Raw genomic sequence first — 13,564 nt, 5'->3', positions numbered from 1 at the left:
AGTTGTATTTCCCCTCTCTACTCGGCCAAGTCTCTCGGCGAGAATCCACGGCCGCCCCTCCTGTAGAGAATTGCCCATGTTCGATCCAGTCAACGAACTTCCCTTTCGTCTGGACGTAGCAGGTCTGTCCGACGCTTTCGAGGTCCTGGCCTTTACCGGTAGAGAAGTGATCAGCGAGCCGTTCGCGTTCGAAATGGATTTGCTGATAGACGACCCGACGCTTGACCTCGCCAGCCTGCTGTACCGATCGGCCAGCCTGCGCTTCGGGCCGGCGGGAAACGCCGTCCACGGGCAATTGCAGGAACTTGCCCAGCGCGAATACGGTTCGACGGTCAGGCTCTGCCATGTGCGACTGGGGCCGAAGCTTGCGTGTCTGGGCCAGCGTTTCAGCCAGCGCATCTTCAGCGGCCGTTCTGTGCCGCAAATCCTCGACCAGGTGCTGAACGAGCACGGCATCGTCGGCCAGGACCGGCGCTTCGAACTCGGCGGCGATTACCCCCGGCAGGATTTCTGCACGCAGTACCGTGAATCGGATCTGCAATTTCTACAGCGCCTGTGTGCCCAGGCGCGGATCCACTACCATTTCGATTTTCGGGCAGGGCGGCACTGCGTGGTGTTCGTCGATCGCCAGGGACCGTTCCGAGTAGGCGAAACGACGGTGTTCAGGCCTGAAGGCGAAGCACCGGCAGTGCGTCGTTTCGACGTTCAGCGATATACCGACAGCGAACCATTGCATGCCCAATGCCACACGGATCTGGCGACACTGCGCTGTGGTCAGTTGATGCCGTTGGCCGGGCATCCGGTGGCCGAGTGGAACCAGTTCTGGCTGGTGACCCATGTCGAGCATCACGGCGGCAAGGATCCTCAGCGACCTTACCGCAGTGAGGTGCGGGCAATACGCGGTGCAGTGCCGGCCGCTGCGCATCGTGAGGCGGTCAAGCCTGCCATGCACGGTTTGCAGCGGGCGTGGGTGGTGAGTGTTGATGAACCTCAGCCGGATCCGTCGCGACCGGTCGCCGTGCAGTTCGACTGGCTATACCAGGGCGAAGGGGCGACGCCGAGCCATTGCTGGCTGCCCTTGGCGCCGCAGTTGCAAACCGCTGGCCGAGCGCTGTTGAGCGAAGGTGCGCAAGTGGTGGTGAGTTTTATCGAGGGCGATCCGGACCGGCCCGTGATCAGCGGGATTCTGCACCAGCCAGCGCCGGTTGAAGAGGCTCAGGAGTCGGTGCCGGCACCGACCGATCAATGCCCGCCAGAAGCGCTCCAGGCGTGGCTGCGAACGGGGGAGCCATTGTTGATGTTGTGCCTGCTGCCCGGTGGCGGGCCTTTCAATCATTGTGAACAGGCCCTGTGCGCCTGCCGGGCGGCCATGCAGCTTGGCCAGAGCGGTGCAGCATGATTGCCGTGCAGGGCGCCGAGGCGGCGCCGCACTGGCTACTGCTGGATGTTCCAGGCTCACCGCAAGCCGCCGCGACGTTGATGCAACGGTTTGCCCAGGCAACCTGGTACCGGTTGTTCGAAGGCACCGAATGGCATGCCTTGCGTGATCAGGGGCCGTTACTGATCAACTTGCGAACCTGCCCGCCGCTGGCTGTGGCTTGCCAGCGTGAGGCGCAACACTGGCGAGGCCTGTTGCTGATCAGCGAGGCGTCATCGTCGCAGTTGCTGGCCCACCTGCGGCGCATGCTCACGGTCAGCTTCGACCTCAATCATCGGGCGTTGCTCAGTTACTTCAACCCCCACACCGCCAGTTACTTTTTCGACGCCTGCGATGCCCGTGAACTGAGCCGCTGGCTGGGCCCGATCAGCCAGATTCGCTGGTTTGGCGGCACGTGGGCTGACCGCGCACTGGGCTTTCAGGGCTGGCAACGGTTGCTCAACCCGGGGCTTGCCGTCAGGCCGCTGGCCATCGAAGAAAACCTCAGCCCACGGCAGCGCGAAAGGCTGCAAACCTGCCTGCTGGAGCAGCACGCCTGGCACTGGTGTCGATCCACGGCGACGGATTACTCCAAGCTATGGGCGCATCTGCAGCAAGGCCTGGCCCTGGGTTTCAGCGAGCGCCCGGTACTGGACGGCTGGTTGTGGTTGCGCCTGCAGCATCCCGATGCCGTGCCCGGGCGCTTGCAGGGGCGCACCCAACAGGAGCGGCTCGACAGCTTGCGCAACCGCTGGCAGAACCATCGGCCGTGAGGGTTGGCGGCTCAGTGGGCGCCAGCGAACCAGCCGTCATTGCGGCGCAGGCGCCAGGCAATCACCCCAAGGGTCAGGCTGCGCAACACCATGAACAGCAGGAAGGTTATCCACAGGCCATGGTTGCCAAACCCTTGCAGCGCCCACACGAACGGCAGCAGCAGCACCACCGTCAACAGCATGCCATTGCGCATTTCCCGGGCGCGGGTGGCGCCGATGAACAACCCGTCGAGCAGGTAGCTCCACACCGCAATCAGCGGCAACGCGGCCAGGTAGGGCAGGTAGATGAACGCGGTGTCGCGCACGCTGGCGATGTCGGTCTGCATCTCGATGAACAGGTGACCGGCAAGCAGAAACAGCACGGCAAACCCCACGCTCGCCAGCAACGACCAGCCGCAGGCCACCACCAGGGAGCGGCGCAGGGCATTGCGGTCGCGGGCACCGATGGCATGCCCGCACAGGGCTTCCACGGCGTGGGCCAGGCCATCGAGGGCGTGGGCCGTCAGTAACAGGCCATTGAGCAACAGCGCGTTGGCGGCCACGGTGGCATCGCCCAGTCGCGCGCCTTGCACGGTGATCAGGAAAAACACCGATTGCAGCGCCAGGCTGCGCAGGAAGATATCGCGGTTGACCGCCAGCAGCGGGCGCCAGCTGTGCCACAGCGCCAGGGCTGCCCAAACGATCTGGCCCGGATAGGCACGCAGGGCTTGGCGAGTCATCAACAGGCCGATCAGGGCGCCGGTCCACTCGGCAATCACCGAAGCCCGGGCTGCGCCGACCACACCCCATTCCAGGCCGAGGACGAACCACAGGTTCAGCGCGATGTTGACCAGGTTGGTGCTCAGCAGAATCACCAGCGGCGCACGGGCGTTTTGCGTACCGAGGAACCAGCCGACCAGGGCGTAGCTGGCCAGTGCCGCGGGCAGGCCGAACAGCCGTGTGTGGAAAAATTCGCGGGTCATCTGGTCCAGTTCCGCCGACGGCTGCATGAAATGCAACGCCACCCCGCTCAGCGGCACGCCCACCGTACCCAGCACAATCGCCAGCCCCACGGCCAACAGCAGGCCTTGCAACAGAATCTGCCGCAACGCCGCGCCATCCCCGCGCCCGGCAGCCTGGGCGGCAAACCCTGTGGTGCCCATGCGCAGGAAGCCGACGGCCCAGGCCAGAAAGGTGTACAGACTGGCCCCGACCGCGACGGCGCCGAGTTGATGGGCGTGGGGCAGGTGCCCGATGACGGTGCTGTCGACCAGCGCCACCAGCGGTACGGAAATATTGGAAAGAATCATCGGCGCCGCCAGCGCCCAGACCCGACGATGGGTAGGGCGGTCGCGCCAGTCGGCAATCAGGTTGGACATGCGGGCTCCTTGGGGAGCGGGCATTGTAGCGACACATTTTGCAATCTGCCGCGATACAGTGTGGGAGCGGGCTTGCTCGCGAAGGCGGCGTGTCAGTCGACATCAAGGTTGGCTGTCATGCCGTCTTCGCGAGCAAGCCCGCTCCCACAGGTCTTGTGGTGTCAGTGCATGATCCAGCTGAGCAACCACAACCCCAGCATCAGCCAGATGATGCCCATGATGATCGACGCATTCATGAACGCCCGGATCGCCGACCACAGCAGCACCAGGCCGATGATCAGGATGGCGATGCTGATGATCGAGGTGTCCATGCCCAGGGCGCGGGACAGGCCTTCGACGAAGTTGCTGCTGGCACGGCTCACCAGTTGGAACAGGCCACTGAGGGCGTCAACGATAAACCGGATGACGGAGCCGAGGGCCTGGCCGAGCCATTCGAAAAAACCTTCTACCTGCATGGAATGAGTGTCCTGATGAAATGAAGGCGTGGTCGCCGGAGTTGAGCCTTGGGCTGTCGAACACCGCACCGAGTTCCCCACAAGCATAGAGTGTTGCGCTGTACCTGTGGGAGCGGGCTTGCTCGCGATGACGGTGTGTCTGGCAACGATGATGTCGGCTGACACACCGCCTTCGCGAGCAAGCCCGCTCCCGCCTGAGAACACTGCGTGCCACTCGATCTTTGTCACTTGCCTTCACCCGCCATCCCCCCGAAGCTATACGCCTTCAGGAGAGCCCGATGAACCTTGTTGAACTGACCGAACGCCTGCACGCCATTCGTGACCGCAATGACTGGCGGCAATTTCACAGCCCGAAAAACCTGGCCATGGCCGCCAGCGTGGAAATGGCCGAGCTGGTGGAGATTTTCCAGTGGCTGACCGAAGACCAGTCGAAGCAGCTGCCGGCGGACAAACTGGCCCATGCCGGGCAGGAAATCGGCGATATCGTGTTGTACCTGTTGCTGCTGTGCAGCGAGTTGGGCCTGGACATGAATGACGTGGTGCGCAGCAAACTGGCCGACAGCGAACGGAGGTTCAGCTGATGAGCGACCGTCATTTCGATCAACTGGCGACCCGTTTCGCGGAAAAAATCTACGGCGGTGCCAAAGGCGCTATTCGCCTGGCTGTGCTGCAGGCCGACCTGGCTGAAACCCTGCCGGATCGACCGTTGCGGGTGCTGGACATCGGCGCGGGTCTGGGCCACATGTCGTTGTGGCTGGCCGAGCGCGGGCATCAGGTGACCCTGGCCGAGCCGGCCGAACCGATGCTCGAAGGCGCCCGCCAGCGTTTCGCCGAGGCCGGACACACGGCCACCTTCATTCAGGCGCCCTGGCAGGAACTGCTCGGTCAGCTTACCGAACCCTACGACCTGGTGCTGTGCCATGCCGTGCTCGAGTGGCTCGCCGAGCCCCATGCGATCCTGCCGGTGCTGCATCAACTGACCAAGGCCGATGGCTGGCTGTCCCTGGCCTTCTACAACCGCGATGCGCTGATCTACCGCAACCTGCTCAAGGGCCATTTCCGCAAGATGCGCAAGAACGACATGGCCGGCGAGAAGCAGAGCCTGACCCCGCAACAACCCCTCGATCCCCGGGAGTTGGCGGCGCAACTTGAAGGCCTGTGGCAGGTCGAAACCCAGAGTGGCGTGCGGGTTTTTCACGACTACATGCCCGTGGAGTTCCAGGCCCGCGCCGAACTGGTGGATTTGCTCGAAATGGAACTGGCCCACCGTCGTCACCCAAGCTTTGCCGGGCTTGGGCGTTACTTGCACTGGATCTGCCGGCCGATCTGATCGGAGCGAGACATGAAAAATCATTCAGGGTTGTTACTGATATGTCTGGGGTTGGTGGCCTGCCAGGGCAGCAACCCCTATGTGGCGTCTTCCAACCCGATCCCGCCCGCGCCACCGCAGGCCGCCACCACCTTCGACCGCAGCGCTTACCCGGCGCCGCCGCGAGATTACGGGCGCTATCGCAGTTGGGCCTGGCTCAATGGTCACCTTCCGCCAGGCACGTCATGGGCAGACTCGGCCCAGGTCGCCGAAGCGGTCAGCAATGCCCTCGATCAGCGGGGTTTGCGCCCGCTGCATGACAATCGCCCGGCGGATCTGTTCGTCAGCGCGGCCTTGCGTCTGGAAACCCGCGTGCGTCAGGTGCAGGACGACTACGGTGCCTACGGCGGTTACGGTGGCTACAACCGTTACGGGTATGGCCCCGGCTATGGCCTGTACGGCAGTGCGCCGATCGTGCGCACTTATGAAGAGCAAGTGGTCGTGGTGCAGGTGAACCTGTTCGACGCTCAAAGCGGTCAACCGGTCTGGAGCTCAAGCGCTGAAACCAGTCGTCGCGGCAGCCAGAGCCAGCAGACGGACGCGATTCGCAAGGCTGTGGAAAAGGCGATGTCGGCGTATCCTCCCAGTTAGCTTCTGTAGATAAGAAGCATTTCGCAGGTTCATGTCTTCCACCGGAGAATCATCATGTTCCGCCGTCTAGTTCTACTGGCAGTGGTGGCCCTGCTCAGTGCCTGCGCCGCCAACCAGGTCAACCATGACTACGATGCCAGCCGCGATTTCGCCGCCTATCGCAGCTGGAGCTGGAAAGAACCCGCCCTGCAATACCGTCCCGACGACCCTAGGATCAAGAGCGACCTGACCGAGCAACGCATTCGCCAGTCGGTGGCCGATCAACTGGACCAGCGTGGTCTGCGCCCGGCCGCAGCGGGCGCCAAGGGTGACTTGAGCGTGCAGGCCTACCTGATCGTCGAAGAGCGCCAGCAACAGGTCACCACCAACTACGGCGGTGGCTGGGGCAATCCTTGGTATGGCTACTGGGGCGCGCCGATGTACAACGAAACGCGCCTGGTGTCCTACAAGGTGGCCACCATCCAGATCGACCTGCTCGACGGCAAGGATGGCAAACTGGTGTGGCGCGGCAGTGACGAACAAATGCTCAGCCGCACCACCAATCCCACCGATCGCAGCAATGCGATCCGCGAAACGGTGACTCGGATACTGGCCAACTATCCGCCCAAATAAACAGGTCCCTCACAGACAGTGCGATCCCCTGTGGGAGCGGGCTTGCTCGCGAAAGCGGTTTATCAGTCACTGTTTCAGGTGCCTGGCACAACGCCTTCGCGAGCAAGCCCGCTCCCACAGTTGGATGCGTGTACACAGGGACTTTTTTGCTCTGCGGGCTGGCGAGTTGCCAGCAGGCTCGCCCACCCTTGTCTACACTGCTTTACACCAATGGAGGTCTTGCTCGGCAGTGAGCCGGCAAAGGAGTGCACCATGTCGCCCCGCAGGCAGTTTCGCGGTCCGTTTCGGCAACGGGGAGCGATCGGGTTGATGGCGGCTGGAACCCTGGCGCTGGCACTGGGGTTCACGCTGCTGGTGATCGATTCCGGCAGGCTCTACCTGGAGCAGCGCAAGTTGCAGCGGGTTGCCGATGTGGCGGCACTGGAGGCGGTCAGCCGCAATGGCGATTGTGTGTCCCCGGCGCTCAGCGCGGCGGGCTATGCCCTGGAAAGCGCCACGCGAAACGGCTACAAGGCCGCCGATGGCATGACGCTCAATACCACCTGCGGTTCGTTGAAGACGGGTGCGGATTACATTCGAGCCTTTGTACCAGACGCCAGTAAAAAAGACGCGGTGCGGGTGATCGTGACCCATACGGTGTCGACCAGCATTGCCGCCGGCATCTATGCGCTATTGAGCCCGGGCCCCACCCAACTGACCACGCAACTCACGGCCACCGCCGTCAGTGCGCCGGCGGTATTGCCGCCAATGGCCATGCTCACCATCGGCAGTACGGCGCTGGTGGTCGACTCGAGTAAATCGGCGGCCTTGAACCTGTTGCTTGGACAAATGCTCGGCGGCAGCCTGAATTTGAGCGTCGCAGGCTGGCAAGGGTTGGTCGATACCCAGATCAACTTGCTGGGCTACCTCAATCAATTGGGCCTCGACGTACACGTGACGGCCGGCAACTACACCGAGTTGCTGAGCAAGAACATCGCGCTGAGTCAGTTGCTGGACACCGCCATCACTGTGCTCCAGGCGAGTGGCCCCACCGCCAGCGTGGCGATCAACGGCCTGACCGGCCTCAAGGCTGCGGCGGGCAGCACCCAACTGACCCTGGGCCAGTTGCTGCAATTGCAGACGGGCATGCCTTCCTCCGGGCTCAACACCAATTTGCAAGTCTTTCAGTTGGTCGAGGCCTTCGTGCAACTGGCCAACAGCAAGAACGCCGCCGTGGCCAATATCCCGCTCAATATTCCGGGGCTGGTCAATGGGGTGGTCAAGGTCAAGGTCATTGAGCCGCCCCAGTTGTCGGCCATAGGTAATCCGGCACTGATCACGGGGCAGCTCAATGATCCAAATCGGATTTATGTGCGGACCGCTCAGGTACGTACGATCATTTCACTGAACCTGCCAGTGCTGGCCGGCGTCACGGGCCTTCCCGCAGCGATCGTCAACACCAGCCTGGTGAGCGGGTTGACCGACACATTGAACAATGTGCTGCACCTCAACATCGCCGGCGCACTGAATTCCATCTTTTGTGCCCTCGGCGGCACATGCCAAAGAACAAACCTGCAAATCCTTGCAACTCCGACCATTGATGTGGCGCTGGACGTTGCCAGTGCGGACAGTCTTGTCACAGCGTATAGCTGTGCCAGTGACGCGACGAAAACATTGACCACCAAAACCAACACGTCATTGGTCAAACTCAAAGTCGGCAAGATCGACACGGCCAACGCATTTTCATCGTCGGCCGATGTTGTTGTGCAGCCTTTGCCGTTGATCGATATCGGTGTTATCACCTGCACCATACCGCTCCTTGGGCTGGGTTCTCCCAGTTGCGATCCTGCTTCGCGCAAGCCGTTTTATGGCGGTGGGCTGGGGATCAAAATCGATACATCGGTTGCCAGCACTCAAAGTACTCACCTCTACAACCAGCCACCGGAAATCAAGAAACCACCCCTGTACTACAGCCTGGGAACGCAAGGGATCGTCAACAGCCTGAAGGGCACTTTGAGTGGCGTTCAGATTCAGGCATACAAGCCCACGGGGTCGAGCCTGCTGGGAGGATTGCTGGTGACTGCGGCGGATACGCTGGACGCGGTGAACGACTCGTTGGGTGTGGTGATCCAGGGATTGGTCGCTCCCATTGTCGACCCCATCCTCGACGGCCTGCTGGCCAACCTTGGCATCACCCTGAACAAGGTCGATGTCGGCGCCAACCTCAGTTGCAAGCCACCAGGGCGCCCATTGCTGACGATCTAGGCCTGAACAATCGGCAACTCAATACAGAACCGCGCACCCTCGGTCCAATTGCGCACGCTCAACTTGCCGCCCATGTTCTCTACAATCCCGTAACTCACCGACAGCCCCAAGCCCGTACCCACACCCACCGGTTTGGTGGTGAAAAAGGGCTCGAAGATGCGCTCCAGCAAACGCGGGTCGATGCCGCCGCCGTTGTCTTCGACCCACAGCCGCACCGACTGCGCATCCCGTTCGGCGTACAGCGAAATCCACGGTTGGAACTGCGGATCCTTTTCCCGCTTGCCCAGCAGCGCGTCCCGGGCGTTGACCATGAGGTTGATCAGCACCTGTTCCAACTGATCGAGATGGCCGCGCACCTGGACGTCGAAATCCGGCTCGCTGATGCGCAACTCGACGCCCTTGCCGCGCATGCCGTCGGACAACAGTGAGAGGGTGCCTTCGATGGCCTGGGCCGGGTTGAACGGCTGCTGTTCGATTTCCGAGCGGCGGCCGAACACCCGCATGTGATCGACCACCCGCGCCGCGCGCTGTACCTGGGCATCGATGCGCTTGAGCTTGTCGGTCAGGTAATCGATCTGCGCGTCACCTTTCTCCAGACGCTTGAGCACATTGATGATCGCCATGCGCATCACGTTCAACGGCTGGTTGATCTCATGGGCCAGCCCCGTGGCCATTTCGCCCAGCGTGGCCATCTTCGCGCTTTGCATCAGTTGCTGCTGCGAGCGCCGCACCTCGGTGTTGTCGCGGCCCACGGCCTGAACCTCAAGCAACCGGCCCTGCTGATCGAACACCCCACGGTCCGACCACACCCACCACGCGTGCTCGCGGCCGGGCAGTTGCAGATTGATTTCGGCGGTGCTCACCGGGAACTCCGGGCTCAGCAGACCGATGCGGCGGGTGAATTCATCGCGCTGTTCCTGGGACATCCAGCTGCCCAGGTTGATCCCCGGCAATTGCTCCGGCGGGCACTCCAGATAGCTCGCCAGCGGTTGGTTGCCGAAGGTCAGGGTCAGGTCGGGGCGATAACGGCAGATCATCGCCGGCGAATCCTCCACCAGAATGCGGTAGCGCTCCTCGCTCTGTTTGACCCGTTCGGTGGCCAGGGTCGCTTCGGTGACGTCCAGCCACAAACCCACGGCCTCGACCGGCAGGCCCAGGTCGTCGCGCAGCAGTTTGGCCTCATCGAGCAGCCAGTGGTAATCGCCGCGGCTGTCGCGCAGTCGATAGCGGGCGCTCACTGAACCCTCGCGCAGCAACTGGCGGGTGCGCTCGAAATAACGGTCGCGATCTTCGGGGTGAAGGCGCTCGATCAAGGCTGCGCCGGCACAGTCGTCCAGCGTCCAGCCCAGCAGCGGCGCCAGGCTGGCGCTGTAGAAGGTCGGTTGCAACGCACCTTCGAGGTAGCGCTGCACGTAGATCACGGCCGGGGAACTGGCGATCAGGTTGTCCAGCCGGGCATGGGCCGCCGCCGCTTGCTGCTGTTGATTCTTGATGTCGCTGATGTCGAGCATGAAGCCGACAAGGCGCCGGTTTCTACCGACCCCCAGGGCTTGCCCTTGCAGTTGATACCAGTGCGCCGGGGCGCCGGTGTCGGGGTGATAGATCCGTACCGTCAGCAGCAGCGGCGTACCATCGTCCTGCAGCGTTTGCAGGCGACTGCGCAACTCTTCGCGGTCGGCGGGGTGTATCCGTTCGAGCCATGTGGTCAACGTCAGGCGGTCGCTGGCAAGGGCTAAGGCCGTGGCCAGCGACGGCGCCAGTTGCACTTGGGCATCGTCGCTGAACACTTCCCACCATCCTGTGCCCAGCAGGACCTGGAGCGAATCGAGCCGCTCCAGTTGCAGGTGATGCCGGTGTTCACGCAGGCGCTCCAGCAACGGGCTTGCGAGCGCGGCGGCGAACTGCAGCCAGTCGCGTTCGCTGGTGTCAGGTGCCCGTTGCTGGGCGTTGAAGCAACCGCAGAGCAGCCAGGCCACCACGCCCTGGGCGTCGTGATAAGGCACGGCGAAGGCCTCGGCATTGCCGAAAGTGCCTTGCAGGCGCGGATGTTCAAGGGGATTGAGGCACTGCGGCGCCGAGCCGTTCAGGCTGTCCAGGCCTGTGCCCAGGCGTTGCCCGTTTCGCCACAGTTGCGGCGCGTCGACAGCGGCGTAGTGCTGATGAATCTGCCAACCCTGTTCCTGCTCATCGAGCAACGCCAGGGCAATGCATGGGATGTGGAAACGCTGGGCCAGGCATTGCAACTGCTCACCCAGCATCTCGGGTAAGCGCGACAGGCTGCACAGCCGCAGTTGTTCGCCGATCTGCACCGCCAGCCTCTGGCACTGCTCGCGCAGGCGTGACTGTCGGCGTTCGAGCAACAGGTCGCCGATGTCCAGCAACTGTAACAGCCAGGCGTCGGCCTGGGGTTGGACCCAGCCGCGCAAGTGCAAGGCCTGGCCGCTGAGGCTGTAGAAGTCCAGATCCAGCAGTTGTCCCTGCCAGTCCGCGGGCGAACCCTCGATGACCAGGCTGCTGTGGGGCAAAAGGAAATCGAGCAGGTGCGGCGCTTGTGCGCCGGGCGTCTGTTGCGCCAACTGATGACGCAATGGGCCGGACAGGTGCAGCACCCGACCTTGTCCATCCAGTTGCATCTGCAGGCCGACACTCAGCCCGCTCGGCGGCTCCAGAGGGTGCGCGGGCGGTGCAGGGTGGCGATTGAGCAGGCGCCCGAACAGTTTGTCCCCGGCGCTCAAAATTGCAGGCTCGAACTGGTGACGAGCGTGTCCGGCAGATTGGGAACCTTGCCGATCACCGGCAGGCTGAGGAACGGGATCACCGCATTGAGTTTATTGGTGGGGTAGTGGATTTCGACCTTCAACACGCCGCTGGCAAGGGTGGTGGTCACATCCGAATCGAAATCGAACTTGAACCCGTCGGGGATCCAGGTCAGCTGTCGTTTCAACTCGTCCTTGACCACGGTTTTCAGCGCGGCCTCATAGCCCGGGGTGCTCGGGTCCAGGGCGACGCTGCGGCGCACGGCTTCGGCGGTGGACTGGTTGAAGGACTGCATCAGCAACAGCGGCAGGCTGTAGCTCACGATGCCGTAGAACACACCGAAAAACACCACGAACACCAGGGCGAATTCAATGGCGGCGGCACCTTTTTGCTTGCGGGGGAGGTTGATCTTCATGAGTGCGTCTACCCTGACCATCACTGCGTAATATCAGCATAGAATCATTCGGCCAAAAGGGACGTTTTTTACCGATGCAGAGCGTTGTTTTGTTGATCTGGCTGACGCTGTGTGCGGCCCAGGATGCCCGGGAGCGGCACATCGCCAACGTCCTGACCCTGGGCGTCGGCGCGCTGGCCCTGGCGTGGCTGTTAGGGAGCGGCAGCACCTGGCTGGGCGCGCCGGCGCAACAGGGGGGTTGGGCCGCGTTGCTGGCCCTGGCCTTCACCTTGCCGGGATACGCGTTGCGTCGGCTGGGCGCTGGTGATGTGAAACTTTTGACAGCCTTGGGGCTCGCGACCGACGGTCGGTATGTGCTGGGTGTATTTATCGGTGCCGGATTTACCAGTGTGCTGTGGATGGTGATGGCGCCAAAAGTCTGGCTTCATATCGGTCAAGGGCTTAGGGAGCGTCTGTGCTGTCTGCAGCCTGGAATGTCAAATAAACAACCCTTCGCACCCTTCGTATTGGCGGGTTGGCTGATGACATTGGCCTGGCTTGCATAGTTGTACAGAGTCGAAAAGGCGTACTACTTTTCATACGGTAGTTGTATGACTTTTGGGTACGCGTACGGGAACGGTCAGTGTCTGGCCATGCAGGGAGTTGCATGTGAACAAGTTTACTTCGGCAGTAAAAGTCCTGGTGGTCGACGATCAGCCCCTGGTCGTTGAGGAGCTGTGCGAATTCCTTGAGAGCAACGGTTACCGGTGCGTTCCCTGCGAGTCCGGTCATCAGGCTGTCGAGCGTTTCAACGACGACACGGATATCGGCCTGGTGCTGTGCGATTTGCACATGCCGGGGCTCGATGGCATTCAGCTGGTTCAAGAGCTGCAGCGCCTGTCGGGCAAACACCGCGCATTCGAAGCGATCATGCTCACCGGGCGCGCGGACAAGCAGGACGTGATCAAGGCATTGCGCGCCGGGATTGCCGACTACTACCAGAAACCGATCGACCTGGGCGAACTCCTCGAAGGCCTGCGGCGCCAGGAAGTGGCGTTGCACGAGCGCAACAAAACCCTGCAACTGGGGCATCTCAATCAGAAGCTGCAATACCTCTCCGAATCGATCGATGACCTGTACCAGGATTTGGACAAGGTTCGTCGAGCGCCCTATTTGCCGGCGTCCTCCGATGTGAGTGGCAGTGAGGTCAGTGAAGTGGACCGGGTCGAGATCCCGGCAATTTTCAATCAGCTGTCGCCACGGCAACTGGATGTGGCGCGACTGGTGGGCAAAGGGCAGACCAACTATCAGATTGCCTGTGAGTTGGGCATTACCGAAAACACCGTGAAGCTGTACGTCTCCCAAGTGTTGCGCCTGACCCATATGCACAACCGCACGCAACTGGCCCTGGCGCTGTCGCCCAATGGCCCCGGGTTGCGCCAGAGAGTCACTGCGCACTGATCGGACCTCGCCTCACACGGCCCTGCAGGAGCAAGGCTTGCCCGCGATGGCGTCCTGGAATCCCCTGGATTTTTTGGATGTCCCCCGTTCGTGGCGAGGGAGCTTGCTCCCGTCAGGCTGCGCAGCAGCCTCA

Annotated in this window: 13 protein-coding genes; 9 read left to right on the top strand and 4 right to left on the bottom strand. The window is 62.3% G+C overall.

What is annotated here, in order from left to right; translation table 11 throughout:
- The first annotated feature begins 76 nt into the window (after window positions 1-76).
- On the top strand, window positions 77-1,399 hold the full coding sequence (locus tag B0W55_RS15525) for a type VI secretion system Vgr family protein (RefSeq protein ID WP_077046820.1): 1,323 nt from the start codon (window positions 77-79) through the stop codon (window positions 1,397-1,399).
- Window positions 1,396-2,190, top strand: coding sequence for a DUF4123 domain-containing protein (locus B0W55_RS15520; protein ID WP_077046819.1), 795 nt, complete (start codon window positions 1,396-1,398; stop codon window positions 2,188-2,190). Before B0W55_RS15525 ends, B0W55_RS15520 begins: the two co-directional genes overlap by 4 nt.
- Before the next feature lie 11 nt (window positions 2,191-2,201).
- Here the strand turns inward: B0W55_RS15520 and B0W55_RS15515 are convergent, their stop codons facing one another.
- Window positions 2,202-3,548 carry an MATE family efflux transporter gene (locus B0W55_RS15515; RefSeq protein WP_077046818.1) on the bottom strand — a complete coding sequence of 449 codons (1,347 nt, stop codon included), beginning with the start codon at window positions 3,546-3,548 and terminating at the stop codon, window positions 2,202-2,204.
- 161 nt (window positions 3,549-3,709) lie between these two features.
- On the bottom strand, window positions 3,710-4,003 hold the full coding sequence (locus B0W55_RS15510) for a hypothetical protein (RefSeq protein WP_077046817.1): 294 nt from the start codon (window positions 4,001-4,003) through the stop codon (window positions 3,710-3,712).
- A 278-nt stretch (window positions 4,004-4,281) separates the two neighbouring features.
- On the opposite strand from B0W55_RS15510, the gene B0W55_RS15505 reads away from it, so the two are divergent.
- From B0W55_RS15505 to B0W55_RS15485, 5 genes are all read left to right on the top strand, one after another.
- The gene (locus B0W55_RS15505) at window positions 4,282-4,584 is read left to right on the top strand and encodes a MazG-like family protein (RefSeq protein ID WP_077046816.1); all 303 of its coding nucleotides are present in this window, start codon (window positions 4,282-4,284) and stop codon (window positions 4,582-4,584) included.
- Window positions 4,584-5,333: a methyltransferase domain-containing protein gene (locus B0W55_RS15500; protein WP_077046815.1), complete on the top strand. Its 750-nt coding sequence runs from the start codon at window positions 4,584-4,586 to the stop codon at window positions 5,331-5,333. Before B0W55_RS15505 ends, B0W55_RS15500 begins: the two co-directional genes overlap by 1 nt.
- Window positions 5,334-5,345: 12 nt before the next feature.
- On the top strand, window positions 5,346-5,963 hold the full coding sequence (locus B0W55_RS15495; RefSeq protein ID WP_077046814.1) for a DUF4136 domain-containing protein: 618 nt from the start codon (window positions 5,346-5,348) through the stop codon (window positions 5,961-5,963).
- 54 nt (window positions 5,964-6,017) lie between these two features.
- A complete protein-coding gene (locus B0W55_RS15490; RefSeq protein ID WP_077046813.1) occupies window positions 6,018-6,575 on the top strand; it encodes a DUF4136 domain-containing protein in 558 nt (185 codons plus the stop codon).
- A gap of 252 nt (window positions 6,576-6,827) precedes the next feature.
- The gene (locus B0W55_RS15485) at window positions 6,828-8,819 is read left to right on the top strand and encodes a pilus assembly protein TadG-related protein (RefSeq protein ID WP_077046812.1); all 1,992 of its coding nucleotides are present in this window, start codon (window positions 6,828-6,830) and stop codon (window positions 8,817-8,819) included.
- Here B0W55_RS15485 and B0W55_RS15480 read toward each other — a convergent pair.
- Both B0W55_RS15480 and B0W55_RS15475 read right to left on the bottom strand, forming a co-directional pair.
- Window positions 8,816-11,554, bottom strand: a complete 2,739-nt coding sequence (locus B0W55_RS15480; protein WP_077046811.1) for a PAS domain-containing protein — start codon at window positions 11,552-11,554, stop codon at window positions 8,816-8,818. The two genes, B0W55_RS15485 and B0W55_RS15480, sit on opposite strands and share 4 nt — an antisense overlap.
- Entirely contained in the window at window positions 11,551-11,991 is a 441-nt protein-coding gene (locus tag B0W55_RS15475; RefSeq protein ID WP_077046810.1) for a TadE/TadG family type IV pilus assembly protein, read from the bottom strand. Before B0W55_RS15475 ends, B0W55_RS15480 begins: the two co-directional genes overlap by 4 nt.
- A 74-nt stretch (window positions 11,992-12,065) precedes the next feature.
- Here B0W55_RS15475 and B0W55_RS15470 point away from each other — a divergent pair, with 74 nt between their 5' ends.
- Entirely contained in the window at window positions 12,066-12,536 is a 471-nt protein-coding gene (locus B0W55_RS15470; RefSeq protein WP_077046809.1) for a prepilin peptidase, read from the top strand.
- Window positions 12,537-12,639: 103 nt separating this feature from the next.
- Complete coding sequence (locus B0W55_RS15465; RefSeq protein WP_077046808.1) at window positions 12,640-13,431, top strand: response regulator transcription factor; 792 nt, start codon at window positions 12,640-12,642, stop codon at window positions 13,429-13,431.
- Window positions 13,432-13,564 lie beyond the last annotated feature (133 nt).

It is taken from the genome of Pseudomonas sp. KK4 (assembly GCF_001984065.1).
In the GTDB taxonomy this organism is placed as follows: Bacteria; Pseudomonadota; Gammaproteobacteria; order Pseudomonadales; family Pseudomonadaceae; genus Aquipseudomonas.
This window is presented reverse-complemented; position numbering and strand designations above follow the sequence as displayed.

Excerpts from the sequence above, each read along its gene's own strand:
- B0W55_RS15510 (WP_077046817.1), bottom strand. The coding sequence starts at position 4,003 with ATGCAGGTAGAAGGTTTTTTCGAATGGCTCGGCCAGGCCCTCGGCTCC.
- B0W55_RS15515 (WP_077046818.1), bottom strand. The coding sequence starts at position 3,548 with ATGTCCAACCTGATTGCCGACTGGCGCGACCGCCCTACCCATCGTCGG.
- B0W55_RS15490 (WP_077046813.1), top strand. The coding sequence starts at position 6,018 with ATGTTCCGCCGTCTAGTTCTACTGGCAGTGGTGGCCCTGCTCAGTGCC.
- B0W55_RS15520 (WP_077046819.1), top strand. The coding sequence starts at position 1,396 with ATGATTGCCGTGCAGGGCGCCGAGGCGGCGCCGCACTGGCTACTGCTG.
- B0W55_RS15470 (WP_077046809.1), top strand. The coding sequence starts at position 12,066 with ATGCAGAGCGTTGTTTTGTTGATCTGGCTGACGCTGTGTGCGGCCCAG.
- B0W55_RS15525 (WP_077046820.1), top strand. The coding sequence starts at position 77 with ATGTTCGATCCAGTCAACGAACTTCCCTTTCGTCTGGACGTAGCAGGT.
- B0W55_RS15505 (WP_077046816.1), top strand. The coding sequence starts at position 4,282 with ATGAACCTTGTTGAACTGACCGAACGCCTGCACGCCATTCGTGACCGC.
- B0W55_RS15500 (WP_077046815.1), top strand. The coding sequence starts at position 4,584 with ATGAGCGACCGTCATTTCGATCAACTGGCGACCCGTTTCGCGGAAAAA.
- B0W55_RS15495 (WP_077046814.1), top strand. The coding sequence starts at position 5,346 with ATGAAAAATCATTCAGGGTTGTTACTGATATGTCTGGGGTTGGTGGCC.
- B0W55_RS15475 (WP_077046810.1), bottom strand. The coding sequence starts at position 11,991 with ATGAAGATCAACCTCCCCCGCAAGCAAAAAGGTGCCGCCGCCATTGAA.
- B0W55_RS15485 (WP_077046812.1), top strand. The coding sequence starts at position 6,828 with ATGTCGCCCCGCAGGCAGTTTCGCGGTCCGTTTCGGCAACGGGGAGCG.